The 26,193-nt window shown below is 61.8% G+C and carries 25 protein-coding genes; 11 read left to right on the top strand and 14 right to left on the bottom strand.

Annotated elements, in window-relative coordinates; all coding sequences use genetic code 11:
• Positions 1 to 121 precede the first annotated feature (121 nt).
• Together EK373_RS09160 and EK373_RS09155 are read left to right on the top strand one after the other, a co-directional pair.
• On the top strand, positions 122 to 808 hold the full coding sequence (locus EK373_RS09160; RefSeq protein WP_129642371.1) for a class I SAM-dependent methyltransferase: 687 nt from the start codon (positions 122 to 124) through the stop codon (positions 806 to 808).
• A gap of 24 nt (positions 809 to 832) precedes the next feature.
• A complete protein-coding gene (locus EK373_RS09155; RefSeq protein ID WP_129642370.1) occupies positions 833 to 1,354 on the top strand; it encodes a hypothetical protein in 522 nt (173 codons plus the stop codon).
• A gap of 49 nt (positions 1,355 to 1,403) precedes the next feature.
• On the opposite strand, the gene EK373_RS09150 is transcribed toward EK373_RS09155, so the two are convergent.
• The 3 genes from EK373_RS09150 to EK373_RS09140 form a co-directional block, all read right to left on the bottom strand.
• A complete protein-coding gene (locus tag EK373_RS09150; protein ID WP_129642369.1) occupies positions 1,404 to 1,730 on the bottom strand; it encodes a hypothetical protein in 327 nt (108 codons plus the stop codon).
• Between the two features lie 31 nt (positions 1,731 to 1,761).
• On the bottom strand, positions 1,762 to 2,574 hold the full coding sequence (locus tag EK373_RS09145; protein WP_129642368.1) for a hypothetical protein: 813 nt from the start codon (positions 2,572 to 2,574) through the stop codon (positions 1,762 to 1,764).
• Between the two features lie 98 nt (positions 2,575 to 2,672).
• Complete coding sequence (locus EK373_RS09140; RefSeq protein ID WP_129642367.1) at positions 2,673 to 3,290, bottom strand: HD domain-containing protein; 618 nt, start codon at positions 3,288 to 3,290, stop codon at positions 2,673 to 2,675.
• A gap of 186 nt (positions 3,291 to 3,476) precedes the next feature.
• On the opposite strand from EK373_RS09140, the gene EK373_RS09135 reads away from it, so the two are divergent.
• Positions 3,477 to 5,492: an LTA synthase family protein gene (locus EK373_RS09135; RefSeq protein WP_129642366.1), complete on the top strand. Its 2,016-nt coding sequence runs from the start codon at positions 3,477 to 3,479 to the stop codon at positions 5,490 to 5,492.
• Here the strand turns inward: EK373_RS09135 and EK373_RS09130 are convergent.
• The 3 genes from EK373_RS09130 to EK373_RS09120 are packed head-to-tail and all read right to left on the bottom strand — an operon-like array spanning position 5,485 to position 7,690.
• Entirely contained in the window at positions 5,485 to 6,426 is a 942-nt protein-coding gene (locus EK373_RS09130; RefSeq protein ID WP_129642365.1) for a phosphatidate cytidylyltransferase, read from the bottom strand. The genes EK373_RS09135 and EK373_RS09130 overlap by 8 nt on opposite strands.
• Before the next feature lie 4 nt (positions 6,427 to 6,430).
• Complete coding sequence (locus EK373_RS09125; RefSeq protein WP_129642364.1) at positions 6,431 to 7,045, bottom strand: lysophospholipid acyltransferase family protein; 615 nt, start codon at positions 7,043 to 7,045, stop codon at positions 6,431 to 6,433.
• 6 nt (positions 7,046 to 7,051) lie between these two features.
• Positions 7,052 to 7,690, bottom strand: coding sequence for a CDP-alcohol phosphatidyltransferase family protein (locus EK373_RS09120; protein WP_129642363.1), 639 nt, complete (start codon positions 7,688 to 7,690; stop codon positions 7,052 to 7,054).
• Between the two features lie 125 nt (positions 7,691 to 7,815).
• Here EK373_RS09120 and EK373_RS09115 point away from each other — a divergent pair, with 125 nt between their 5' ends.
• Positions 7,816 to 8,211 carry a DUF1801 domain-containing protein gene (locus EK373_RS09115; protein WP_129642362.1) on the top strand — a complete coding sequence of 132 codons (396 nt, stop codon included), beginning with the start codon at positions 7,816 to 7,818 and terminating at the stop codon, positions 8,209 to 8,211.
• A gap of 35 nt (positions 8,212 to 8,246) precedes the next feature.
• Here EK373_RS09115 and EK373_RS09110 read toward each other — a convergent pair whose 3' ends face one another.
• On the bottom strand, positions 8,247 to 9,932 hold the full coding sequence (locus EK373_RS09110; RefSeq protein ID WP_198683174.1) for a bifunctional protein-serine/threonine kinase/phosphatase: 1,686 nt from the start codon (positions 9,930 to 9,932) through the stop codon (positions 8,247 to 8,249).
• A gap of 130 nt (positions 9,933 to 10,062) precedes the next feature.
• Between EK373_RS09110 and EK373_RS09105 the strand changes: the two genes are divergently transcribed.
• A complete protein-coding gene (locus tag EK373_RS09105) occupies positions 10,063 to 11,277 on the top strand; it encodes a nitrate/nitrite transporter (RefSeq protein ID WP_129643508.1) in 1,215 nt (404 codons plus the stop codon).
• An 11-nt stretch (positions 11,278 to 11,288) separates the two neighbouring features.
• On the opposite strand, the gene EK373_RS09100 is transcribed toward EK373_RS09105, so the two are convergent.
• The 3 genes from EK373_RS09100 to EK373_RS09090 all read right to left on the bottom strand — a co-directional run bounded on the left by EK373_RS09100 (position 11,289) and on the right by EK373_RS09090 (position 14,019).
• Positions 11,289 to 11,945: an outer membrane beta-barrel protein gene (locus tag EK373_RS09100; RefSeq protein ID WP_129642360.1), complete on the bottom strand. Its 657-nt coding sequence runs from the start codon at positions 11,943 to 11,945 to the stop codon at positions 11,289 to 11,291.
• A gap of 120 nt (positions 11,946 to 12,065) precedes the next feature.
• A complete protein-coding gene (gene gdhA / locus EK373_RS09095) occupies positions 12,066 to 13,409 on the bottom strand; it encodes an NADP-specific glutamate dehydrogenase (RefSeq protein ID WP_129642359.1) in 1,344 nt (447 codons plus the stop codon).
• A gap of 130 nt (positions 13,410 to 13,539) precedes the next feature.
• Complete coding sequence (locus tag EK373_RS09090; protein WP_129642358.1) at positions 13,540 to 14,019, bottom strand: nucleoside deaminase; 480 nt, start codon at positions 14,017 to 14,019, stop codon at positions 13,540 to 13,542.
• A 295-nt stretch (positions 14,020 to 14,314) separates the two neighbouring features.
• Here EK373_RS09090 and EK373_RS09085 point away from each other — a divergent pair, with 295 nt between their 5' ends.
• From EK373_RS09085 to EK373_RS09075, 3 genes are all read left to right on the top strand, one after another.
• Positions 14,315 to 15,205 (top strand): alpha/beta hydrolase, encoded by an 891-nt coding sequence (locus EK373_RS09085; protein ID WP_198683172.1) that lies wholly within the window; start codon positions 14,315 to 14,317, stop codon positions 15,203 to 15,205.
• Positions 15,206 to 15,247: 42 nt separating this feature from the next.
• Positions 15,248 to 15,673: a gamma-glutamylcyclotransferase family protein gene (locus EK373_RS09080; protein WP_129642356.1), complete on the top strand. Its 426-nt coding sequence runs from the start codon at positions 15,248 to 15,250 to the stop codon at positions 15,671 to 15,673.
• 1,334 nt (positions 15,674 to 17,007) lie between these two features.
• Positions 17,008 to 17,499, top strand: coding sequence for an NUDIX domain-containing protein (locus tag EK373_RS09075; RefSeq protein WP_129642355.1), 492 nt, complete (start codon positions 17,008 to 17,010; stop codon positions 17,497 to 17,499).
• A gap of 37 nt (positions 17,500 to 17,536) precedes the next feature.
• On the opposite strand, the gene msrA is transcribed toward EK373_RS09075, so the two are convergent.
• Both msrA and EK373_RS09065 read right to left on the bottom strand, forming a co-directional pair.
• Positions 17,537 to 18,199 (bottom strand): peptide-methionine (S)-S-oxide reductase MsrA, encoded by a 663-nt coding sequence (gene msrA / locus EK373_RS09070; RefSeq protein ID WP_129642354.1) that lies wholly within the window; start codon positions 18,197 to 18,199, stop codon positions 17,537 to 17,539.
• A 117-nt stretch (positions 18,200 to 18,316) separates the two neighbouring features.
• Positions 18,317 to 18,841, bottom strand: a complete 525-nt coding sequence (locus EK373_RS09065; protein WP_198683171.1) for a Rid family hydrolase — start codon at positions 18,839 to 18,841, stop codon at positions 18,317 to 18,319.
• Positions 18,842 to 19,064: 223 nt separating this feature from the next.
• Here EK373_RS09065 and EK373_RS09060 point away from each other — a divergent pair, with 223 nt between their 5' ends.
• Positions 19,065 to 20,075 carry an NADP-dependent oxidoreductase gene (locus EK373_RS09060; protein ID WP_129642353.1) on the top strand — a complete coding sequence of 337 codons (1,011 nt, stop codon included), beginning with the start codon at positions 19,065 to 19,067 and terminating at the stop codon, positions 20,073 to 20,075.
• A 62-nt stretch (positions 20,076 to 20,137) separates the two neighbouring features.
• Here EK373_RS09060 and EK373_RS09055 read toward each other — a convergent pair whose 3' ends face one another.
• Positions 20,138 to 21,085: a helix-turn-helix domain-containing protein gene (locus EK373_RS09055; RefSeq protein WP_129642352.1), complete on the bottom strand. Its 948-nt coding sequence runs from the start codon at positions 21,083 to 21,085 to the stop codon at positions 20,138 to 20,140.
• Positions 21,086 to 21,616: 531 nt separating this feature from the next.
• On the opposite strand from EK373_RS09055, the gene EK373_RS09050 reads away from it, so the two are divergent.
• On the top strand, positions 21,617 to 21,859 hold the full coding sequence (locus tag EK373_RS09050) for a hypothetical protein (protein WP_129642351.1): 243 nt from the start codon (positions 21,617 to 21,619) through the stop codon (positions 21,857 to 21,859).
• A 3-nt stretch (positions 21,860 to 21,862) separates the two neighbouring features.
• Here EK373_RS09050 and EK373_RS09045 read toward each other — a convergent pair whose 3' ends face one another.
• The gene (locus tag EK373_RS09045; protein WP_157994287.1) at positions 21,863 to 24,121 is read right to left on the bottom strand and encodes a patatin-like phospholipase family protein; all 2,259 of its coding nucleotides are present in this window, start codon (positions 24,119 to 24,121) and stop codon (positions 21,863 to 21,865) included.
• Positions 24,122 to 24,178: 57 nt separating this feature from the next.
• Here EK373_RS09045 and EK373_RS09040 point away from each other — a divergent pair, with 57 nt between their 5' ends.
• Complete coding sequence (locus EK373_RS09040; protein WP_129642349.1) at positions 24,179 to 26,188, top strand: pyrroloquinoline quinone-dependent dehydrogenase; 2,010 nt, start codon at positions 24,179 to 24,181, stop codon at positions 26,186 to 26,188.
• The last annotated feature ends 5 nt before the right edge of the window (positions 26,189 to 26,193 follow it).

The raw sequence follows: 26,193 nt of genomic DNA, 5'->3' as shown, positions 1-26,193 counted from the left end.
CGTTGATGCGCAAGCCACCGGCATTTTTTTGATCCGCACTGATCATCGCGGAAGCCGGCACCTGCCCTAGCGGTCGATGCTTGAGTCGTGGTCACGTCGCCACGCCATTCGCACCCGAGCCATGCTGGCTACCCTTTCTCTGCCCCGGCATTCGATCAAGGCCTACACGAAGCTTGGCTTGCACGTGTACGACCCGTTGATCGTGAACCTGGTCGCCCCGCGGGTCTGGGGCTGCGATCCCGAGGTCCTGGTCGAGCACTATCGCCGGCACGTTACGTTCAATCATGCGGACATCGGGGTCGGCACCGGTTTCTTTCTGGACCGCTGCGGATTCGAGTCTCCCAACCCGAGACTCGCGCTGATCGATCTGCAACCGAACTGCCTGGCGCACACTGCCCGTCGACTGTCGCGCTATCGCCCGAGCACCTACCTTCGAGATGTGCTGGACCCGATGACCGGCCTTCCCGGCGGCCCGTTCGATTCGGTCGCGCTCGGCGGCATCATCCATTGCCTCGCAGGCGACCTGCCGTTCAAGAGCCGCGTGTTCGACAACATCCGGCCGCTCACCCGGGCGGGGAGCAAGGTCTTCGGCTACACCTTGGTTTATGACGGCGTGTCCCAGCGCATCAGCCGTCGTCTCGTCCACCCGCTGCTGAATCGTCTGCGGGTCATAGATAACACCAACGATCGCTCGAGCGACCTGCACGCTGCGCTGTCGGCGCGCTTCATCGATTGCAACGTCGAACTGATCGGCTGCATGGCGCTGTTCAGCGCCGTGGTGCCGACTGCTGCCTCCACTCACCCATAACTCTTGTCACAGGAACCTGGAATCATGAGCAACCATTCGCACTTCGTCTGCACTTCCGGCGATCTGTCCTGCAGCGCCCAGCGCGCCTGGGACAAGGTTTGTTTCTACGAGCACATCGCGATTCAACCGTCGCTGCTTCTACGCACCGTGTTGCCGGTGCCGCAGCGAACCAGCGGCGCCTATCGAGCTGTTGGCGACGTCTCTCGCTGCATGTACAGCGACGGCGGCTATCTCACGAAGCAGATCCGTCACATCGCTGCCGGGCAGCGCATCGATTTCGACATCATCGAACAATCGATCCGCTATGCCACCCGCATTCTGCTGAAGGGCGGCACGATCGAAATCGAGCCGCACGAGGGCGGGACGTGTTCCGTACACATGCTGACGCGCTACGAGCTGCGCGGGGCAGCGCGGTTTATTCCGCGCTTCTTTATCAACCACGTTATTTCAGCGATGCACCGGATCGTGCTCACTGACATGCAGATTCGGCTTGCGCCGCGGTCTTCAGATGCTCGAGCTGCGATCGAATATCAGAGGGCAGCTTAGGTATTGGTCCGCAGGGTCAGCCCGAATGCGGCTGACCCTGTGGGAATGTTCAATCTTTGAGCTCGAGGCCGCAGTTGAGCGTGCCCGGGTTGAATGGCTCGGGATCGAACTGGAGATGGAGCACATATCGGCCGGGCTTCTCGAGCATGGTCAAAAAAATCGGCACGCACCGATTCACGGACCTGCCACTGTCGTTGGCTGCATTGGCCCAATTCAAGTCTGTCTTCGTCGTTTCGCCCTTGATGATGCCGCTTAGATAGATCCGCGATGGCCCCAGCTCGATTCTGCTGATGCTGTCGAAGATATAATTGACGGGCACGGCTGCGGCCGATGATGTAACGGCAAGCAGGGCGAGCGCGAACAATGATCGCGTCATGACACTTTCTCCATGAATTGCAGGTTGAATCTTAGGGAGTCGTGAGCTGCCACACTGGCAGCTCGTAGTTGGATACGCTGGTGGCGTTGGGGTCGCTGGGATCGTCAACCGGATCGTATCCAAGCAACGATCTGGCCGCCGGCGCATTGGCGCCGATGCATGTCACGGTACCCGCACCTGCCCCGACACCGTCGCCGTCGGCATCGCCGTAAGTCATCGTCACTCGCCAGGTCGTAGCGGACGAGTCATCGCAATCCGCCGCTGCGGTCCGAGGCGCAGTTGCGCCGTAGCCCGACGGCAATGCCTCGCCCGAACAGATGTCGCCGCTGGCCGCGATGCTGAAACCATCGGCGTCCGCATCTCGGGAGAGGAACGACAGGATCCGCCAGGTCGTAGCGGACGAGTCATCGCAGTCCGCCGCTGTGGCCTCAGGCGCAGTTGTGCCATAGCCCGGCGGCAAAGCCTCGCCCGAACAAATGTCGCCGCTGTCCGCGACGCTGAAACCATCGGCGTCCGTATCACGGGAGACGAACGGCAGGATGCGCCACAGTGCGGCGTTGTTGTCATTGCAATCGACATCGCCAGACGCGACAGCCGACGCGGAATGAGATGAAGGAAGGGCGGTGCCAGCGCAAAGCTGACCACTGGAATTCGCGCGATGTCCGTCCGCATCGCCGTCCACTGATTGATAGCTGAGGTTCTGCCACCGGCTGGCGTCATTGACTGCACAATCCTGAGCATCCGCCACGCCGTCAGCGTCTGCGTCGGAAGGGCGTTTCTTGCCGCCACCGCCTCCGCAAGCTGCCAGGAAAGCAAACAGCAGCAACAAGTATCCGTTTCTCACAACTCGCTTCCGTCCCCAAGCACACCGTGAAAGATTAACACACCCTTGAGGTCGTGCCAGAAGCGCCATCTGAAGTTATGTTATAGCGGCTCCTTTGATCAGTCGCCGCGCAGGGCCGCGATCGCGGCCGCGAGATTGCGGCGGGCTTGGACTTCGTAGCGATCTCGAAACGCGGTCGTGCTGTAGATGGTTGGACGCGCCAGAAACGACTCGAGGATTTCAGCGCGCTTGCTCCGGAACAAGGGACCAGGCACCCAGCGATACTCCTGACGAACATCGGTCTCGAACCTGGCGTAAGCAGCTTCATCCACGCCGAGGATCGATAGATCGATGTCGACGACGAGCTTGGAATCATCGAGTTCGGCCGGAGCCTCGTGGCGCGTGGCCATGATGTGAGCTCGAACGCGCTCCACTCGCTCACTGCTAACGCCGCCCCGATGCAGCAGGTCGCAGGCCCAGTCGGCACTCTTAGCTTCGTTGTTCGAGGAGTACGGATCGTAGACGGCGTCATGAAGCCAGAGCGCGAACTCCACCTCCGCCGGCTCGTGCGCCAGCTCCGACGCGGCATCGAACTCGTGCAGGCAATGCTCGATGTGCGCGCCCGTGTGGTATTGCCGATGCTTCTGCGAATAAGCATCTAGCAGCCGATCGAACGACTCGTTGGTTTCCGGCAACGCGAATGCCGCCATCAAACGGTGCCATCTGTCGCGGTTCATGGGAAAAGCATGCCTTTCTTTTGCGGGCCCAACCACTTTTGAGTGTTTCCCTGATTTTGTGACACGGAGCATCAATTGCTACCGCTAATTGAGTATGGTGTTTGACGAAGCGACGACAGATCGCGGACCAGTAACTTCGGGATTGCACACAACGCGTGGCCAACGCGTCGGGGTGGATTTAGAACGATGAATACTCTCGTCCAGCCGCGAGTCGCGCTGGCGATCGCCAATCTGCGCTCCCTGCAGTGGCCGATTCGACGACTCGGACCGTATTCGTGCGTGCTCGGCTTCATTCTGATCGGCTCGGCGGCGCTGGCGTTGTCCAGAGCCGTACTCATCGGCTGGCAATGGGACCGCGTCGATGTGACCGATTCGCTGTGGAGCATGCTGCTGCAGGGACTGCGCAGCGATCTGATCACGTTAGGCCTGTTCGCCGCGCCCGCCGTGGTGCTGCTGCCGTTGTTTGTGGCAGCGAACCGGCTGAGCTGGTGGTCCCGCCTGTCCAGCGTCTGGCTGAGCGTCAGCCTGATCGCGATCCTGTTGCTGGAATTCGCGACCCCGCAATTTCTGTATGAATACGACAGCCGCCCGAATCGGCTGTTCGTCGAATATCTGGTTTATCCGCGCGAAGTCTCCGCCATGCTGTGGACCGGCTACAAAGGCACGCTGGCGCTGGTCGCGCTTGGCCTGACCGCAGCAGGCTGGCTGACCGTTCGTCACTTCAACAAATACCGCGACAGCGTCGATCCCTGGCGTGCACGCACGGTGCTCCTGGTGTGGCCCATCGTAGTAATCGTGCTGTTCGTGATGATCCGCTCCAGCTTTCAGCACCGGCCGGCCAATCTCGCGACCTTCGCTTTTTGTGACGACGCCATGGTCAACAGCCTGGTCGCCAACTCGGCGTACTCGGTGCTGTCGGCGGTCTACGGCTTGAAGAACGAAGCTACGAGCGAGATCTACGGCGACATGCCGGCGCAGGAAATCATCTCGCGCGTACGCCATGGCATGGCCGCGGGCCCGGGCAGCTTCATCTCCGACCAATTCCCGACGCTGCACAAGCAGACCGCCAGCGTACGCCGTGAACGGCCGCTCAATCTGGTCATCGTGCTCGAGGAAAGTCTGGGCGCAGGATTCGTGGAAGAGCTCGGCGGCGTACCGATCACACCTCATCTCAATGGCCTGGCGAATCAAGGCATCTGGTTCGACCAGCTGTATGCAACCGGCACCCGCTCCGTGCGAGGCATCGAAGCCATAGTGGCGGGTTTCCCGCCGACGCCCGCACTCAGCGTCGTCAAACTCGACAAATCACAGCGCGGTTTCGAGACGCTGGCGTCGGTGCTGCGCCGGGCCGGTTATCGTAGTGAATTCGTCTATGGCGGCGAATCGCACTTCGACAACATGCGCGGCTTCTTTCTCGGCAACGGCTTTCACGACATCGTCGATCGCAACGATATGGTCGCGCCCAAATTCGTCGGCAGCTGGGGCGCATCCGATGAAGACCTGTTCGACAAAGCGCACGAACGCCTGCAGGCGTTGCACGAGTCGCGGCAGCCTTATTTCCTGCTGGTCTTCTCCTCGAGCAATCACACGCCGTTCGAATTTCCGGATGGGCGCATCGAACTGTACGAGCAGCCCAAGCAGACGGTGCACAACGCCGTCAAATATGCCGACCATGCGCTCGGTGGATTCCTGAAAAAGGCGCGCGCCAGCAACTATTGGGCGGACACACTGGTGATGGTCGTGGCGGACCACGACACGCGCGTTTATGGCGACGAACTGGTGCCGGTCAATAAATTTCACATCCCCGGCGTGATCCTCGGCGCCGACACGCAGCCGCGCCGTATCGCCTCCACCGTCAGCCAGATCGATCTCGCACCGACGCTGTTGTCGCTCATGGGCATCGATAGCGAGCATCCCTTTCCGGGCCGCGATCTCACCCGGACGCTCGCGGAGTTCGGCAATCAGCCGCCGCTCCCGGCGCCTCGCGCCATGATGCAATTCGATCAGAACTTCGCCTGGATGCAGGACAACCAGGTCACGGTGCTGACGCCCGGCGGCGACGTTCGATACTTCACCTACGATCGACGCGCCAAATCGCTCGATCCCGCGACGACGCAGAACTCGGAGATGGCGCGGAACGCACTGGCGAACGTGCTGATGCCGTCATGGCTGTATCGAGAGCAGTTGTACCGGGTCAAGTGAAGAAGAAGCGCACGACGTGAAAGAACACCGGCGCCGCGAAGCTTACCGAGTCCATCCGGTCGAGCATGCCGCCGTGACCTTCGATCATCACGCCCCAGTCCTTGGCGCCGAGGCCGCGCTTCATGGCCGAGAGCGTCAAGCCGCCCAGCACGCCGGCGGCGACGATGACGAACGAAATCGCCGTCGCCTGCCAGAAGGTGAACGGCGTGATCCAGTGAAGCAAGCCGCCGATCAGCGTCGTGGTCACCCCGCCACCCACCAGCCCTTCCACCGTCTTTGACGGGCTCACGACGGGTGCGAGCTTGGTTCGACCGAACAGCTTGCCGAACACATACTGCAGAACATCGCTGAGCTGCACGATCAGCAACAGGTAGAGCAGCAGTAGCGCGCTCGAGCCTTCGTAACCCGGAATCTTCAATAACAACAATGCCGGGGCATAGCTGATGCAGTAGACCGTGATCATCGTGGCCCACTGCAGCTTGGCAGAGCGCTCGAGGAACTCGTGCGTGTCACCCGCGAACGTTGCCACAGCAGGCAGCAACAGGAAGCCGTACACCGGGATGAAGATGGCGAACGTGCCGTAGTTCTGGTGCGCGATCAACAGGTACTGGCCCGGCAAGATCACGAAGAACGCCAGCAACAGCGGCAGGTAATCGCTGGGACGGGTCGGCGTCAGCGTGATGAACTCTCGCAAGGCGAAGAATGAAACGAACGCGAACACGACTAGTGTTACCGTCTCGCCCAGCGCGAACGTGACGGCGAGCACCGCAATCATCACCCACCAGGCGTTCACACGCGCCTTCAGGTTCTCGACGGTCGCCCGACCGCTCTCCGAGTGTGCGCCCTTGCCGAGAATCGCACCGGCCAGCGAAGCAATCGTCAGCAGCACGATGACGCCGCCGAATACCCAGATCATCTTCTCTTGCAGAGCCATCGTGTCACGCCTTGACGTTGCCGGCGAGCCTGACGACCTCGCCCCGCGCACGCTCCAGGAAGGCTTCCTTTGTTTCGTCGGCGGAGAGCGCCATTGGCGCGCCGAAACGCACCGTGCACGTCATTGGAATGGGCAGGATGGCGCCCTTCGGCAACGAGCGGTGCAGATTCTCCAGATAGACCGGCACGAGCTGTGCGCTCGGAAACTGCGTGGCCAGGTGATAAAGCCCGCTCTTGAACGGTCCCGGCACAGCCGACGCGCCGCGCGTTCCTTCCGGAAAGATGATCAGCGACTCGCCGAGCTGCAGCATCTCGATCAGCGGCGCCAGCGGATTCGCATTCGGATCGGAACGAGAGCGGTCGATCAGCACCGCTCGCAGCATCTTGGTTGCGATGTATCGACGCACGCCACCGCCCCAGTAATCTTTCGCGGCGACCGGATGGGTGATGTTCCGCAGCCGGATCGGCAACGCGGCCCAGATGGCAACGGTATCGATATGACTGGTGTGATTGGCAAAATAGATTCGCTGCGTGGCCTCGGGGGCGCAGCCCATCCAGCGAGGGAAGGCGCCCACCAGCAATTTCGCAACGCCTGTTAGCAGAAAACTCGACGGACGCATGCGTGACTACCGCGCTCGAAGCTGCCGCGCGATGGCAGCCAGTCGCGTGATACAGGTGATGACCGATCCCACCGCGACGATCCATGCCGCGACCGACAGTGCCCATTGCGTTTGCCACATCCACCATTCCAGTGCGCCGAGGACGCAGGCGACGGTGAGTACCGCCATTCGATGCGGTTTTGCCATCGGTCCCCGAAAATCCTGTGGCAGTCCCAACGATCCGCCCAAGACTCGAATATATGCAGTAATCGCCGCGGCCAGCGCGCCAAACCATCCCAACACCGGCGCGTCTATGGCGTAACCCAACGCGACAATGAACAGCGAGTCCGCCAGACGATCCGGCACTTCATTGAACAACGCACCGGTCGGCGACTGCCGCTTGCCTTCGATGGCCACCATGCCGTCGAGCAGATTGCACAACAGGCGCAGCTGAATGCACAGCGCGAACGCCAACAGACCGCCGGCATTCGGCCACCGATATAACAGCCCGACACCGGCCGCCGCGAACACGACGCTGATTACTGAGATTGCGTTGGGTGAGATGCCAGCCCGAAGCAGCGCCGCAGTGAGAAAACGCGCCCAACCGGTCGAGCGCGAGCTCAACGGCCGGCGATTGGCAACGGATTCGGTATCGGCACTGGGCATCGAACGGTGAGATTCTGCAGTTAGTTCTTATCCGCAGAGGCTGACACAAGCCGGCCGGGAGGGAAAGGCCCTGACGGCCAGGCGCCCGGCGCATACACTCGACACTTCCGGGGGAGGGCATCTTCGTGGACACAGTGTTGCGATTCTCGGGCGGATCGAAGCGCGATCCGGCCATCGAAGAATGGCTCAACAGAACCGATGAGCGAACCGCCTTGGCGCGCACCTGGTTCAAGAGCATGCGCGCGTGTGGCGAAGACGTTCTGGAGCTCATGCACGACGGCTGCCCCACTGCCTGCGTGGACGATGCTCCGTTCGCATATGTGAATGTTTTCAAAGACCACACCAACGTGGGCTTGTTCTACGGCGCACATTTGGAAGATCCAGCTGGCCTGTTGGAAGGCAGCGGAAAGAACATGCGCCATGTGAAACTGCGAGCCGATCATCCGTGCAACAAGACGGCGTTGCAGAGTCTCATCGACGCGGCATATCTCGACCTGAAGCTTCGACTGCGCGCTCGGTGACTACATGGCAGGCGCCGAAATAGCCGCGAGCGCCGTCACGCCAGCGCGACCAGCAGCGCGATGAGCAAAATCAAGCTGACGACCTGCCAGAATCGCACCGGATTGCTTTCATAGAGCGATGGCCGGGCAAGCGACTGTGGCGCCGCCCGCATCGAGCCGTGTTCCAGCTCGAAAGCAAACTCCACGGCGTCCGCATAACGATCGCGACGATCCACAGCGACGGCGCGCGCCAGACAGTGATCGAGCCAGGCAGGCAGATCCGGCCGATGTTTGCTGAGCGGCGCTGGCCGGCCGAACCTGGGCTGCGCGAACGCTTCGACTTCTCCGTAGGGATAGGCGCCACCGGAAAACATGCGATAGATCGTGACTCCCAGCGCAAAGATATCGGAGCTCTCCTCGGCCTGCGCTCCTGAAAACAGCTCGGGCGCCATGTAACTGCGCGTGCCCGGCGCCTCGAACGACTCGGGCTCTTCGAACTGGCGCAGTCTCGCCACGCCGAGGTCGATGAGCTTCAAGCCGCCGTTCGCTTCCAGGATCACGTTCTCGGGCTTCACGTCCCGATGCACGATGCCGGCCCGGTGCAGCGACGCCAGCGCCTTGGTGAGCTTGAGGGAAACGTCCAGGCCCGTCGAAAGCGGCACCTGCGGACGGCGCAGCAGCCGACGCTCCAATGTTTCTCCCTCGTAGTACGGCAGAACGCCATACAAACAAGTTCGACGCTCGTCCGTGGGATCGAGCATCTCCGTGACGAACGGGCTCCTGACGTGACTCGCGATCCACATTTCTCGTAACAGCGCCGAGCGCAGCAAGTCTTCGAGACCGGGCCGAGGCTTGGGAAACTTGAGAATCACGTTGCGCCGCGCGCGTCGATCTGTCGCCCGATACACTCGCATGTACATGCCGTCGGCCAGCATGTCGCCGAGCTCGTAATCGTCGATCACTTCGCCGGTGCTGGGCGCGCTTCTCAACGGCCACGCCGCGTTGGCGATCTCGAGATCCGCAAATTGCGTTTCCGGTAACGCGAGCACATCGAGCACCAGAGCGGTTGCGTTATCTGCCGCGGGACGACTCACCGCCTGCTCGACAATTTGTATCGCTGTTTCTTGGGGCGCCGAGCGTCTCGCGAGGGCGGCCAGAATTTCCGATCGCGACAATCCACCGTGCACACCGTCACTACAGATGAGATAGCGATCGTGGACTTGCAGCGTCTCGATCGCGTGATCCGCGCACAACCTGCCTTCCACACCCATCGCGCGCGTCAAGACGCTCGACGTGCCGGGCGCGCCCAATGTGTGATCGGTGGTGAGCAGTGAGAGCTCGTTGTCACGCAATCGATAGACACGCGAGTCCCCAAGATGAAGCAAATGAGCGCGGCGCCCGCACAGAACCAGTGCACTCAACGTACAGGCCATGCCGTTGAGCTCCGGGTCGGACCTGCCCATGGAGTAGATCCAACGATTTACGGCATCTGCGGCTCTCGCGCTTATTCGTGGAACACCCACTGTGATCGGTTGCTCGAGACATCCTTCTATAAAACCACGGACTGCAAGTTCGGCCGCGGTCCGCCCACCTTTGGCCCCGCCCATACCATCCGCGAGCGCGGCGATGGCGCCGATCCCCGGCTGCCTCGGCCGCTGCCCCACATAACACGCCGCGAAATCTTCGTTCTCCGATCGGCCGCCTTGGTGCGTGTAACTGCCGACGCCGATATGCAGGCCCACATATGGTGCAGCTTTCCGCTCGGAAGTCGGCCCCAGCGCCGCCGCGCCTGAGGACTGCTCCAGGCCCGAGACTTGCACATCGGGTGTTGCTTCATTTGAAGACGAGATGCGTGTCTGTTCAGGGGGCATTTTGATCAGTCGGGATTTCTTCAAGGCGGGACACTTTCCCACGCTGCTGGCGGCCTTCTTCTACTTTGACATGAGCTTCATGGTCTGGGTGCTTTTCGGAGCACTCGCCGTCCAAATGTCGGCAGACATCGGCCTGAACGCTGCACAGAAAGGTTTCATGGTAGCGCTGCCGGTGCTCGCGGGCGCACTGCTGCGCGTAGTGTTCGGCATTCTCGTCGATCGTTTGCGCCCGCGGCGAGCGGGCATCATCGGACAGCTGATCGTCATTGCGGGCCTGAGCATCGCCTGGCTGGTGGGAATCGAAAGTTATTCGGGCACGCTCGCGCTCGGTGTGATTCTCGGCGTTGCAGGCGCCTCTTTCGCCGTCGCGTTGCCGCTCGCGTCGCGCTGGTATCCGCCACAGTACCAAGGCATCGCCTTGGGCATCGCGGGCGCTGGCAACTCGGGGACTGTATTCGCTTCGCTGTTTGCACCGGGCCTGGCGGCGCTACTGGGATGGAACAATGTGCTCGGCCTCGCGGTCATTCCGCTGGCCGTGGCGTTCGCGGTTTATTTCTTTGCTGCGAAGGACAGCCCGACGACACCGCCGCCGAAGCAATGGGCAGAGTACCTTGCAACGCTGCGAATGAGCGATGCGTGGTGGTTCATGTTCTTTTATGCCGTGACGTTCGGCGGCTTCGTCGGGCTCGCCTCCTCGCTGTCGATTTATTTCAACACCGAGTATGGGCTCGATGCGGTCAAGGCGGGGTTCTTCACGGCCGGCTGCGTTTTCGTCGGCTCCATGGTGCGCCCGATCGGCGGCGCGCTCGCCGATCGCATCGGCGGCATCAAGACGCTCTCCATCATGTATTCAGTGGCGGCGCTGATGCTGATCGTCGTGAGCTTCGGCCCCCGCAGCGTGTACACCGCGCTGTTCCTGTTCGTCGCCGCCATGCTGGCGTTCGGCATGGGCAATGGCTCGGTGTTTCAGCTGGTGCCGCAGCGGTTTCGTCACGAGATCGGCATCATGACCGGCCTGGTCGGCATGACTGGCGGCGTCGGGGGATTCTTTCTCGCCTCGAGCCTCGGGCTTTCGAAGCAGCTCACCGGCAGTTATCAGACTGGCTTTCTCGCCTTCGCGTCGCTCGCGCTGCTGGCACTCGTGAGCCTCACGAGCATCAAGCGCCGCTGGCGCACGACCTGGGGTGCAGTGGGAGTAGCCGCGGCGAGAATCTAGGACTCGCCAGTTCAGTACACGCTGAAGCGATACAACGTGCCGATGGTCCACAGGTGAACGGGGGCGCCGCCGACGTCGTAACGCGTCCAGCCCAGCGTTGCGCTGAATTCCTCGAACAGAGCGAGCTCCATGCCGGCGCCGAAGAACGCATCGGAGTCGCGACGGGAGGAACGAAAATCTTCACCCCACGAGTTCGTCGTTTGAGTGTGCGCGTCCCAGTAATACTTGCCGCCGCGCAACTCCATTGCGAAGCGCTCGCCCAGCGGGACTTTCAACTGCACTCCGACATCGACGCCGCGGATCGTTTGCTGACTGCCGCTCTCGGGAATCTGGAAACTGTCGAGGACTGCTTCGGCGAGCTTCGATTCAACTTTGCCTAGATCGGTGTAGCCGACGTGAACGGCCAGGTAATCGGTAAAACGATAGCCGGTGAACACGCGCCAGCCGATGCGGCTCTTCTCACCGAAGGTGGCGGACGTATCGAGGCTGAAGGTGCTCAGGTCACTCGAAAGCGGCGCGGAATTGCCCTTGCCTTGCGCCCAGCCCAGTTGTGTGCCGAACGACCAGGGCGAAGTGGCATCGTCCGCAGACGCCGTCGCCGCTGCCAGACAACCGAGTGGAATCAAGAGCGTACGAAGCAATACCCTGAGCGCAGGCACGCCACTCATGACTCCCTTCCTCCCGCTGGCCCAAGTTGCCGGCGAGCATACTTGAATGGCAGGTGAATCAGAACCTGGCGGCCGGAAAAACAGAGGTCCTTCAACCGAAGGACCTCTAGCTTTGAAACATCAAATAATGCCGAACGCCAGCATGGCCTGAGCCACGCGCCGGAAGCCGACGATGTTTGCACCGATCAGATAGTTGCCGGGGCTGCCGAACTCCTTGGCGGTTTCGAAGCAATCCTGGTGGATGTGTTTCATGATCTCGTGCAAGCGGCGCTCGGTGTGCTCGAACGTCCACGCATCGCGGCTCGCGTTCTGCTGCATCTCCAGCGCCGAGGTCGCCACGCCGCCCGCGTTGGCCGCCTTGCCGGGACCATAAGCGATGCCGGCGCCGATGAACGTCCGCACGCCGCCCGGTGTGGTTGGCATGTTGGCGCCTTCGCCGACGGCGACGCAGCCGTTGCGGAGCAACGTTCTCGCCGCTGTTTCATCGAGCTCGTTCTGAGTCGCGCAAGGCAGCGCCACGTCGCACGGAATATCCCAAATGACGCCGCCCTGAACGTACTCGGCATCTCGGTGCGCGGTGTACTCACTGATGCGGCGGCGCTCGACTTCTTTCAACTGCTTCAACAATGCCACATCGATGCCACGTGGGTCGTGAATGATGCCGTTCGAGTCTGAGCAGGCGATGACCTTCGCCCCGAGCTGCTGCAACTTCTCGATCGCGTAAATGGCGACGTTGCCCGAGCCGGAGACCGTACAGCGCTTGCCTTCGATGGAATCGCCGCGCGACTTGAGCATCTCTTCTACAAAGTAGACCGTGCCATAGCCAGTCGCCTCACGACGCACCAGCGCGCCGCCCCACTCCGGGCTCTTGCCGGTCAGCACGCCTGACTCGTAGCGATTGGTCATGCGCTTGTATTGGCCGAACAAATAGCCGATCTCGCGCGCGCCCACGCCGATATCTCCAGCCGGCACGTCGGTGTACTCGCCGAGGTAATGACACAGCGTGGTCATGAAGCTCTGGCAGAAGCGCATGATCTCGCTGTCGGATCGTCCCTTCGGATCGAAATCCGAGCCGCCCTTGGCGCCGCCGATCGGCAGCCCCGTGAGCGCATTCTTGAAGATCTGCTCGAAGCCCAGGAATTTGATGATTCCCAGATACACCGAAGGATGAAAGCGCAATCCGCCTTTGTATGGGCCCAGCGCGCTGTTGAATCCGACGCGAAAGCCTCGCGCGATCTGCACGACGCCGCGATCGTCCTGCCAGGGCACTCGAAAAATCAGCTGCCGCTCGGGCTCGCAGATGCGTTCGATGATCTTCTGATCGGCGTACTCAGGGTGTTTGGCGAGCACCGGGCCCAGACACTCCAGAACCTCGCGAACAGCCTGATGGAATTCTGCTTCGCCGGGATTACGTCGTTCGACTTGTCGATAGATGTGCTCGATCTGCTCGCTCGGGGTCACCATTCACTCCACGTTCGCCCGCGACATTGCGAGCAGCGCCCTTTCGCCGCTGAAAGGGGGCGGCGAACATATCAAACCGCGGCGGGAATTCAAAAGGGTTCGGCCGGGCCAGTCGGCGCCGGCCGGTCAGAGCCTAAGCTTTGCTCTTCCAAAGTTCGTAGAGGTCGACGCGCGACTCCAGACGAACCGGCATGTAGGTAATCTTCATCGATTGCTCCGCGAAAGGCTTCGCCAGGTCGGCATAAACCGCCGCCGTCGACAGGCCGTACGGTGCGCCGTCTTCGTTCGAATACGCATACGTGATCTCGGCGATGCCGGCCAAACGCATGGCGGCCATGCACATCGGGCACGGATGGCCGCTGGCGAAAACCGCGCAGCCCGCAAGATTCGGCGAGCCGAGTTTCTGACTGGCGGCTCGGATCGCCATCAACTCTGCGTGCGCCGTGGGATCGTGGGTGCCAATCACCTCGTTCACGCCGGTCGCCAGGATGCCGCCGCCCTTCACGACGACTGCGCCGAAAGGCCGACCACCGCGCTCGACGTTCGCGTACGCGAGGTCGAGAGCCGCACGAAGGAAAGGATGTTGAGGGGCTCCGCTCTCAGTTCGGGTCATCGGCTGATCCCGCCCTTTGATTTGCCGTGAGATTCGCCCTCAGATTCTAGGGCATTCCGATACAGACGCCATACAGGCGAGAGGCAGCGTCCTGCAATGTAACTTCTCATGTTCGGCCGTGTTCTCTCCGGGCGGCAATATTCCGCAACGGAAGGTGCGTATGAAACACTCGAGAAGGATTGCGACGACTCTGCTGCTGGTTGCTCTGATTGCACCGCTTCGGCAGGCAGCCGCGCTGCCGGACTGCGATACCTGGCTCAACAACCAAGTCCCAGTCGGCCCGGGCAAGTTTCTCGTGCCCACGCCGGGCAGGCTGGTGACGGCCGATATGAACCAGGTGAAGGAGGCGGGGGCGAGCATCGAACCGAGCCGGCGATTGCGAGCAAAGGATTATCCATGGGAACACGAAATCCAGATCGCCCTGCCGCCCTCCTACGCCAAGACGGACCGGAGCTTCCCTGTTCTATGGGTGACTGATGGCAGTTTGCTATTCCAACTGGCAAGCGCGCTGGTCACCGCCTGCGCACCGAAGCACATGCCAGAGATGATTGTCGTCGGCATCGGGGCTCCTCCAGAAGCATTGGAAGAAACGCAAGCTCGACGCAATTTCGACTTCAGCCCCGTCGAAAAAGCCGGCTACACCGGCTTTGGCAGCGCAGCGCATAACGAGCGCGAAAAGGCGGGCGAGGAAAAGCGCAAGGCCGAAGGCAAGGCGTCCATCGATCGATTCGGCGGAGCGCCGCGTTTCCTTTCGTTCATCGCGCAGGATGTGCGGCAGCAACTCACGCGGGAATATCGCATGGCGGACGATCACACGTTGTTCGGCCATTCGGGCGGCGGCCTCTTTTGCGCATATACGCTGGTGAGTCAGCCCAAAGCCTTTAATCGTTACATCTGCGGCAGCGCCGCCCTCGCCGCAGGAGATTATGAGGTATTCCGCATCGAAGAGCGTTATGCCCAACAGCACACCGATCTGCCCGCCGTGGCATTCTTTGCAGTGGGCGAGAAAGAAGTGCTGGACAAGAATACCCTCGGCATTTTTAGCAGTACGGCACGCCTGCCCGAGATCCTGAGAACACGCGCCTACCCCTCACTGAAGCTGCACTTCCGCGCCTTCGAGGGTGAAAGCCACGTGAGCGTCATACCACCTCTGCTCGCGTGGGGCCTGCGCTCGGTTTGGGAGTAGCATACGCCTCGGCAGGAGCGGCAACCGACGGCAGGACCAACCATGTCCGATCGAGTGATCGACGTTTTCTTTTATGGGCTGTTCATGGACGTGAGCATCCTGACAGAAAGCCATGTCTCGCCGATCAATCCTCGACGAGCCTATGTCGAAGGCTTTGGCATACGTATCGACAGCCGGGCCACACTGGTACCGGACGCCCGGGGTCGTTGTTTCGGAATGTTGATTGGCATGACGCACGCCGAGCTCGATCGCTTGTACAGCGCTGCTGGTCTCGAAGAATATCGAGCGGAAGCAGTGCTGGCGCAGGTAATGGATGGCCCCGCGGTTCCAGCGCTTTGTTACAACCTGCCCACTGAACCTTTAGCGGGACAGCGCAATCTGGAATATGCCACTCGGCTTCAAGGAATCTTGAGCAAGCTGGGTTTCCCAACGGAATATATCGAGTCCCTTGCTCATCGAGGAACGTAGGTCAACCTGAGCACATGCAGCCTGGATCGACTGCTTTCACATTGCCCATCGGTTCTTGGAGCACTGGAACCGGCACCGCGCGCCATAGAAGGTAGCAATCGCTCGCAACGGAAGAATTGATTGGATGCGCAGGCAGTCGCCTTCTACCCTGCTCTTCCATCGAACGGCGGCGGCTCTCTTTGGCGCGCCGCTCGTTTTCCCGATTTTTGCAGTTGAGAGCGAGCGATGAAATCACGTCTGGTTATGATCTCGATGATTCTGGCGACAACCGCAGCAGTCAGCGGTCCTGCGGGCGCTACGACCACAATTTCACGCTCACCGGATGCGCAGTCGCAGGCCTCCGCTTTGCTCAGCGGTGTGCGAACGTCGTCAACCTCGAAAGCGCAGACGCCGACGCGCTCATCGTCAGTTGCAGGGAATGCACACAAACACGCCGCTGCGCTGCTCAGCGGTGTGCGTGAGGTAAGCGCAAGAACTTTGGACTCTACTCATTCGGCGGGCGGCTCAGAAGATGCGCATTCGCACGCAGCTGGACTGCTCATGTACGGTGTAACGAGAGCGGCAAAATGAGGTATTGAGTCTGCGGCCACGAACTGACCGGGCACCGCAGACAAGGCTCAAGATACCCATCCCAAGGCCTCGCCGGATGCCGCTGATCACCAAATTCGTTCGAATCAACAGCCGAGCGCGGATCGCAGCAAATCTTTCGAGCCAACGCCGACCAATCAGGGCGCGTTGCGAGCGCTCGGCAACAGCATCTCAGGAAGAAATGTCCTGTTGTTTCCTTCAGGGCCTACCACGAACCGTTGTTACGTCATGGTACAACGCCGGTGGATTCTTGTTGACACACCTTGCGATCGCTAACTAGGATTTCCGAGCTGGTCGCGCCACACAGTCGTCGCAGAGCACCGATTGTCCCGGCCCCGCGAATTCGTTTCGAGGTTCGCTATGGCCCGCCCCAGCTCAAACCCCGCCCGCCTGCGAACTGCGCTCGTCGTTTGTTACTTGGCGCTTGCGTCCATCCATTCCGCCGCGGCATTCGTCCTTGCTTGGTTTTCCAAGGGCGACCCCGGCGCGTTTTTGCTGACAGGAGTTCTTACCGCCGCCTGGGCCGCAGTAGTCGCGACGACACCGACCGTAACGATGCGCGATCTTTCATTCTTCCGCAGGATTCGCGGCACTGAGAAGTTAAACTCAGATGCTGGGTAAATCTCGGGCCGACCAACCGACCGGAAACCTGCATCCGATTGACAGTCTCTGCGTGAGGGCTATACGGTTCCTCACTGCACGGCTGTGGGTATGCGCGGATCACAACGACACACAATGAGGCGGGCATGAGTGCGGTTTCGCTGGAGTGGGCGCTCCCGCAGCCGATCGTCAACGAGCGCGACGAGCGACTGGTGTCCGTCATCGATATTGATGAAACCGCTCTGCACGCGTTCTCACCGGTGACCTTCGCGCTGGTGATCGCGCGGGATGCCGCTGGGTTCTTGCTGGTACTGAACAGCAGACGCCGGGTCTGGGAGTTGCCGGGTGGACTCATCGAACCAGGGGAATCAGCGCGCGAATGCGCGCTGCGTGAGTTGCGCGAAGAGTCGAGTCAACGCGTGAGCACGCTACGCTGGCGTGCATTGCTGCTACTCGATCTGCCGGGACACGCATCGGCGCGGCGGACCGAGTATGGCGCGCTCTTCTGCGGGGAGCTGATTCCGGACGTAGCCTTCGTGCGCAACGAAGAGGCGGACGAGATTGGGCTGTGGCAGCCGGACGCGCTGCCGACACGGACCTCTGCGATCGATGCCTATCTGTTACGCCTGTTCCGCTGATCGCGACAATCGAGCCTGGGCGGCAGAACCCCTGCTGCTACGCTTTCACCGCCCCTTCTTCCTCCGGCAACGCGAAGCTCACCCCACACCCCCCAATCCCACAGTACCCATCCGGATTCTTCGCCAGATACTGCTGGTGATAATCCTCGGCGTAGTAAAACTCCGGCGCATCGAGGATCTCGGTCGTGATCTTCCCATGCCCCGCCTTCGTCAATCGCTCCTGGTACGCAGCCAGGGTTTTCTCAGCGGCCGCCTTCTGTTCGGCGTCGTGCACATAAATGCCGGAGCGGTACTGAGTGCCGACGTCATTGCCCTGGCGCATGCCCTGGGTCGGGTCGTGCGATTCCCAGAAGGTCTTCAGCAATGTTTCATAGCTGACTTTGTTCGGGTCGTAGACAACCCGGACGACTTCGTTGTGAGCGGTGTAGCCGGAGCACACCTCTTCATAGGTCGGGTTCGGCGTGACGCCCGCGGCGTAGCCGACGGATGTGCTGTAGACGCCCGGGACCTGCCAGAACTTGCGCTCGGCGCCCCAGAAGCAACCCAAACCGAACAGGGCGAGCTTGGTGCCGGCGGGGAACGGCGGAACGATGCGATTGCCGTTCACGAAGTGCTTTTCGGGCACGCGCAGCGGGGTGGTGCGGCCGGGAAGGATGTCGGCGGCGTCTGGCAGGACAGCTTTTTTGCGGAACGAGTACATACGCACCTCGGGGCAGCGGAATGACGCTATGTTGCATGGGATTCGGGGAGCGGTATAGATGCGGTCGGGCGCGGCCAAAACAAGCCGACGCCCACTCGCCGCAGCGGTCCGGAGAGCTTACTGATTTTTGGAGGCAGGCAGGCGCGCGATCATCTGCACCTCGACCAGGCCGCGCTTTGCCAGCAGGCCATTCGTGCCCACCGCCGTCCAAGCCGGATACGGTGCTTTGATGTAGTCGGCCGCCACTTCGTAGAACGCATCCCAATGCTGATCGCGCGTGCCGGTGAAGTTGGGGCTGTCCCAGACGTGGAAGCTGTTGACCATGACCACATCGGCAAAGCTGGCGCCCGACGCTGCGAGATTCGCTTTGATTCGCTCGAAGCCACGGCGCACTTGCTCCTTGAACGCCGCGACATCCGTGCCTTCTTTCTCACGCGGCCCCATGACCACGCCTGACAAATAAAGCGTGTCGTCGACGCGACGAACCGCCGCGTATCGATATTCGTCGTAGCCTTCCTTCTCGACGGCCGATGACAGGATCACGGCGCCATTGGGCGCCGGAATCACGACCGGCCATTGGGCGTCGGCAGAATGGGCAGCGGTGGCGGCGAACAAAGTCATTGCGACGACGATTCGGAACATGGAAGCTCTCCTCGGGTGAATGTCTTGATGAGTTATCGGCCTGTAGATGACCGGCATGTTATGACGTCCATTGCGGCGTGCCTGACAGCATTCGTCGCGCCGAGCTAACGTTTCGTCTCAGCCGCTGGCGTAACCCGATTCGATCCGCAGTCGCAGAGGAGCGCGTCGATATGAACACGCTCGAAACCACGATCGCCTCCGCCTATAGGAAACAAACGCCATCATGCAACTGACCTTTGTGCTTAGTTTATTTGCAATGCTGTTCGCGCCGCTGGCGTCCGCCGATACGCCGCCTGCGAAAATGCGAGCGCTGCTCATGACTGGCTACGGCGGGCCCGAAGTCCTCAAGCTCGACGAAGTGGCAACACCCACGCCAGCGAGCGGCGAAGTCCGGATCCGGGTGCACGCCGCGGCCGTCAATCCCATCGACTGGAAGATTCGTAGCGGCAAGTTGCAGCGAAACTATGGCGTCAAATTGCCCTACATCCCGGGCCGCGATGTGGCGGGAACCATCGACGCGGTCGGCTCGGGTGTAACCGGTTGGAAAGTAGGCGACAGCGTAGTGGCTGTGACGGACGGCGGCACGCTTGCCGAGCATGTGATCGCTCCGGCAGAAAACGTTGCGCGCAAGCCGGCGAAACTCACGTTTGGAGAAGCCGCCGGCATTCCTACTGCTTCGCTCGCCGCATGGCGCACACTCATTACCAATGGCGACATCAAGAAAGGTCAGCGCGTCTTGATCCACGGCGGCGCGGGCGGCGTGGGCAGCACGGCCGTGCAACTGGCACACTGGCGCGGCGCGCATGTGATTGCAACGGCCTCGGCGCGCAATCACGAATATTTGAAATCGATCGGCGCGGATGAAGTGATCGACTACCGCACCACTCGCTTTGAAGACGTCGCGAAGAACGTGGACGTAGTGCTGGACACTGTCGGAGGAGACACGTTGCAGCGCTCGCCCGCAGTACTGCGCGAAGGCGGCACACTGTTAACGATCGTCGGCATACCACCTGCGCCGGCGTGCAGTGAACGAAAGCTTCGTTGCCCTACTCCGAGCACTGCCACCAGTGAGCAGCCCGGCGAAGAACTGACAAAGCTCGGTCAACTGTTCGATAGCGGCGCTTTGCAGATGCAAGTAGAAGCGGTGTTTCCGCTGGCGCAAGCAGCGCAGGCACTGGAGCTGAGCGAGACGGGCCGCGCGCGCGGCAAGATCATCGTTCAAGTCATCGAATAACCGTCGCCCAAAAAGAAAAAGCTCCAGCAGGGTACGCCTGCTGGAGCTTCAAGCAGTCTGAATCACGCGGCTGCTGCCCCCATGCCACCCATGAAGGTCAGCGAGTCGGCGGCGCGACGGCATTCGCGCGGCGTGACGCCATGGAAGCGTCGCAGTGCGCGGAACAACGTCGAGCGGGAGTCGAAGCCGACCACCTTCACGATGTCTTCCACCGCCATCTCGCTTCCACGCAACAACCGTCCAGCCACCGTCGTGCGCTTACGCTGCAAGTACTCGTGCGGCGTCACGTCGTGAATGTGCTTGAACAGTCGCAGGAAGTGATGGCGCGACAGGAACGCGGCGCGAGCCATGTCACCCAGCATCAACGGCTTGTCGAAGTTGGAGTGAATGAAATCGGTCGCCAGCGACACCCGGCGCAGGATCTCGCGACGCGTGGCCGCGCGACGCACCGGCACGCCCCGTGCCCGCTGCAGCACGTCGCGATGACGAGCCAGCATGCGCTCCAGCAGGAACGCGAACTGCTCTTCGAACCACAGCGGATCGTTCAAGCCCATCTCGCAGTGTCGTCGAATGAACAGCAGCACCGGCGTGACACCCCGGTCGTGCGTCTGCAGGTGGGGAATGAAAGGCAGCGTCGCAGACGCCTGCACTTCACCCTCATCGAGCAGCCGGTCGTCCGGAGTGAGCATAGTGCCGAGCACTTCTTCCGGCATGCCCTTGCGGAACAATACGGTCAACACATTCACCGGCTCGGCCCCGCGGATGCGCACCGCGGCCGGTCCAGAGGGAATCGGCAACCAGGTGTCGTCGTCGACTGCGATCCGCCGGTTGTCCAGCGTCACTTCCTGCCGCCCGCCCCACGCGCTCAACAGCGCAAAGCGTTCACCATCCATCGTGTAATCGGCGACCTGCGTGTGCAGGCTCACCACGGTATTCTCGGAGCTGGGCTGTCGCGCCAACGCCGCACTCAGATCACCACTCACCATCTCATGGGTTCGACGGAGAATCATCCCGTTACCCCTCCCCGTTGCTTAGCAGTCAACACCGGCCGCAACACCGGCCTCACTGGAATCCCGCCGTCGCCCTCACGGCATACGCCGCAACTCCACCCTAAAAGCTGACACATCCTGGAAATCGGCTGAATTGTTACCATTTCCGCGCCATTTCGCGCCGGCTACAAGCGCTTTACGATGATCTGATTGCGGCATGCGGCGAAAGGTTGCAGTGCTACCCTGACTTAGGTCAGACAGGGGATGAATTACGCAATGAATGAGACACGGTCGCGCACGATCAGATACCGATGGACAGGATGAGTCGATAACCGTGGTCGTCAAAAGTTGCAGGTGCGCCACGAATTCGCGATTCGCACCCGCTTTTGAGGGACCTGGCTTAAAGACGAGTGAGACCGCACGAAGGAGACACCTTGGCGAAAAAGAATCTGCGACGTCGTCGGGGCGAATGCGGCTGGTGGAGTTCACGGCCGTCCGGGTAAAATCGCGCCCGCTTAGAACTTGTCCAAATCACTAGAACCTGTCCGGCCCATGCCCATCGCTCACGAACACAACCTTGCGCGCCCCCTGCCGCGCGACTGCCAGTTCGGCATTCGAGTCAAATTGCGCTCCACCGATCCGTTCAAGAACCTGGTTGGCGGGGATTGGACGCGCGAGCACTGGTACGCGACGCGCGAAGAGCGCGACCGCATGCTCAAGGAGATGAGCGGCCGTTATGTGTACTTCCGCCCGGGCGATCGCCCGACGCTGGAGTTCGAGAAGGTGGACCGCTAACCGCTAGAAGGTCCGGCCGAGGAACAGGTAGAACGCCTTCTCCGACTCCTCGGCGTCGTAGCCCGTCGCAAGGTAGACGGGCCCGAGCGGCGAATCGATGCCGAAGAACACGCTGAAGTTCTTGCGCAGGTCGCCGAAGCTCGCGTCGCTGCTATCCAGCCAGGTGTTGCCCGTCTCGAACGACAGGCCGGCATAGGCCGGGAAGTCGAGCACGCCTGCGCCGCCCCGGCCCACGCGCCGCTGATAAATGAGCCGGCCGATCCCATAGTGCGGCCCGGCCAGATAGCCGGGCGCCAGTCCCGACAGGTTCAAGAAGCCGCCCAGCGAGTAAAAATTCTCCGGTCGCGCCGACTCCGCATCAGCCGTGGTGCCGCCTTCCAGCCAGAAGATCAGCGTGTGGCGATCGAACGAGCGCGCCACCAGCCACGAAGTCTCGAACGCATTCAGGTTCTCTTCCGAGCCGATGCTTTCGCGCTCGCCGCGCCATTGGAACTCGAACTGCTGGCCATGGCGCGGGAAAAAAATGCTGTCGAGCCGATCGTACGAGAAGCGCGCGAAATAACCGCCGCGGTCGAACTCATCGACTGGCAACGTCGGGTCGCCGATCAGCACCCGCGCTCGCCCCGTGCCTCGTCGCATGCCGAAGCGGACCTCGCCCCAGTTCGATATTTCACGTCCCACGTCCAGGCCGCCTTGCAGCGTCCTCACCCGGTACTCCGCCAGCAGGTCCTGCCGATCCCCACCGAGTTGGAAGACGCTGCGCTCCTCGAAATCGATGCTCGGCGAAATGAAGTAGCGGCTGGCCAGCGATAGCGGTTGATACAACTCGGTGAACAGCTTGGGGTTGTCGCCGATCTGGATGTCCGTGAGCCATTCGGCGCCGAGCGGATTGAGCTCGGTGGCGATGAAGCGCACCGCCGCGTTGTAGCGGCTGGTGCCTTCGAAGTTGTCTTCCAGGTTCAAGCCGAAACGCATGTAGTTCGGTCCCCAGCTCTTGCGCTTCAGGTCGAGCTCGAGTCCGGCGCGCCCGTTCTCTTCGATCAGGTTGTAATCGATGGACTCGAAGCGATCCAACGCGTACAGCGACGACAGCCGACTGCGTACGCGATCCGCATCCATGGCCTTGCCGACCAGATTGCTCATGGTCGCTTTCACCAGCGCGTCGTACTCCATCGAGCGCGGATCGGCCCGCACGAATTCGACAGTCGGCAGGCTGGCGTCCCGAGGGTTGCGAGTGGCCAGATATCTCACATACGCGTCTGGGCTCAGCGCGAGCCTCTGCAGCGCGTCGGCTTCATCGCGCGCGCCCGCCTCGCCGGCGCCCAAAGCCTGCGTAACGCGACTAAAATCGGCCGAAGGGAACCGGCCGAGTGGCGGCTCGATGACGATGTCGTTCGGTCCGAGCAAAGCGCGCTGCTCGCGCGTCCGGCCGCGAATCAGAATCGCGAACGCCTGGTTGGTGATTTCGATGGGCGAAGTCAGATCCTCGGCGGCATACAGAGGGAAGCTCACATCGACGACGATCAGCACATCGACCTTCATCGCCCGCGCAATTTCGACCGGCAGGTTTTCCGTGAGCCCGCCATCGACCAGCAATTTGCCGTCGCGCTCGACCGGCGCAAATACGCCCGGCGCAGACATGCTGGCGCGCATCGCCGTTACCAGGTCGCCGGAGTCCAGAATCACAGGCTCTCCCGTCTCCAGATCCGTAGCCACGGCACGAAATGGAATCGGCAAACGATCGAAGCTCTGAATCGCCGCCACCGGCAGCGACGCGCTTCGCAACACCTGCTCGAGCTTCTGTCCTTGAACCAGGCCACGCGGCAAGACGAAACCTTTATCGGTCACGCCGAGCGCATAACGCACCAGGAATTCGCGATCGTCCTGCTTGCGGCGGAAACCCAGCTCTTCTCGCGGCGGCCGGTCTTTGAACGCGTCTTCCCAATTCACCGAGCGCAGCAGCTTTTCAATGTCCGCGACCGGCATGCCCGACGCGTACAGCCCGCCGACCACCGCGCCCATGCTGGTGCCGGCAATCGCATCGATGGGAATGCGCATCTCATCGAGCACTTTGAGCACGCCGACATGTGCCGCTCCACGTGCGCCGCCGCCACTCAGCACCAGACCGACACGCGGTCGTGACTGATCCGCGGCTGCCGCCAGTACCGGTGATCTCAACGATGCGCCGAGGACCAGCGCGATGAACATCGCGATCAAGGACGCAGGGAAGCGCCGCGCGCGGCATGCGAGATGGGCCTTCATCGTCGAAATTATAGGGCAGAGCTTGTGACATCGAACCTTGCTCGCTAGGCTTTTTGCATGACATTCGCCTGTCGCCGGCCGGCCATGCTGCTCAGGATCGCCCCGCTCGCCCCCCTCATCGTCGTGCTGGGCGGCATCGTTGCCAGCCAGGCACTCGCCGCTCCTGCGCATCGGCGGCTCAACGACGACGATGCGCAATGGCAGTTTTACGGCGGTGATGCCGGCGGCACGCGTCACGCAGCGTCGAGGCAAATCACGCCCAGCAATGTCGATCAGCTGGAAATCGCGTGGACCTATCGCACCGGCGAGCTCGGCGTCGGCTTTCTGCGCGCCGAGAAGTTGTCGTTCGAAGCGACGCCCATCCTGGTCGGCGACACGCTGTATGTGAGCACGCCGACCGACATCGTGATCGCGCTCGATGCCGCCACCGGCAAATTTCGCTGGCGTCACGATCCAAAAATTCCACGCCACCTGCACTACGCCGAGGCGACGTCGCGTGGCGTTGCGTGGTGGAGCGATGAATCGGCCGAGGCCAATGGACGCTGCTCGCAACGGATTTTCATCGGCACATTGGACGCGAGACTGATCGCACTCGACGCTCGCAACGGCGCTCCGTGCACCGATTTCGGCAGCAGCGGCAGCGTCGATCTCGCGGCCGGTGCGAGGCCGACTGAACGCGGTGAATATCTGGTGACCTCGCCACCGGCCGTTTATCGCGACCTGATCGTCACGGGCTCCGCGATCGGTGACAATCGAGGCGTCGAGTTGGAGCGAGGCATCGTGCGCGCCTTCGACGCCCGCACCGGCGCGCAACGCTGGTCTTGGGATCCCATTCCGAAGACGACCGCAGGGGCAACGACACAGGGCTGGACTGACGAGTCCGCTCGGCGCACCGGTGCGGCGAATGCCTGGTCGATGCTTTCGGTCGACGCGGGCCGCGGCTTGATCTTCGTGCCGACCGGTTCGGCGAGCCCGGATTTCTACGGTGGCGAGCGCCCCGGTCCGAACAACTACGCAAACTCGCTGGTCGCGTTGCGCGCCGAGACCGGCGAGTTGGTCTGGCATCGCCAGCTCATTCATCACGACCTGTGGGATTACGATCTCGCCGCGCAGCCCATGCTCATCGACTTCGAGCGCGAGGGCAAAGCCATCCCCGCGGTCGTGCAGGCCACCAAGACCGGCATGCTGTTCGTGTTCGATCGCGAAACCGGCGAGCCGGTGTTCGAGATCGTGGAGCGACCGGTGCCTGCGTCGAACGTGCCCGGCGAAGTTGCTGCGCCGACCCAGCCGTTCCCCGCCACACCGACGCTGGTCTCGCACGCCGCCATCACGCCGCAGGATGCCTGGGGCCTGACAGTGATCGATCGTGCCAGGTGCCGCGACCTCATCGGTAAATACCGCTCCGAAGGGCTGTTTACCCCGCCCAGCCTGCAGGGAACCATTCTGTCGCCCAGCTTCGTCGGCGGCGTGAACTGGGGCAGCCTGGCGTTCGACCACGAGCGGCAGCTGATCCTGGCCGCCGTCAATCACGTGCCCATGGTCGCGACGCTGGTCCCGCGCGAGCAGCTGAAACCTATGCGCGAGTCCGCGAATTATCCAGACTCGGAGTTTGCACAGCAGACGGGCACGCCCTACGGCATGCGTCGTGAGATGCTGGCGTCGCCGCTCGGGCTGCCGTGCACAGCCCCGCCCTGGGGATCGCTGGCCGCGGTCGACCTGCGGCGCAACGCCATTCTCTGGCAGGTGGTGCTTGGCTCCACCCGGGACAGCACGCCCTGGTTCGTACCATCCCGGACCATTGGCATGCCGAACATGGGAGGTCCGCTGGTAACCGCGGGCGGACTGGTCTTTGTCGGCGCGGCCACGGACAATTACCTCCGCGCCTTCGATGTCGAGACGGGTCGAGAGCTGTGGAAAGGCCGTCTACCCGCGGGCGGCCAGGCAACGCCCATGAGTTACGAGAGCGGCGGGCGCCAGTTTGTAGTGATTGCCGCCGGCGGACATGGCGGGCTGAAGACCAAACAGGGCGACTATTTGATCGCCTTTGCACTGCCGCCGGCGCGCTGACGATT

This window comes from Peristeroidobacter agariperforans, from assembly GCF_004138335.1.
In the GTDB taxonomy this organism is placed as follows: Bacteria; Pseudomonadota; Gammaproteobacteria; order Steroidobacterales; family Steroidobacteraceae; genus Steroidobacter; species Steroidobacter agariperforans.
The sequence above is the reverse complement of the archived record's forward strand: the minus strand, read 5'-3'. Positions and strand labels throughout refer to the sequence as shown.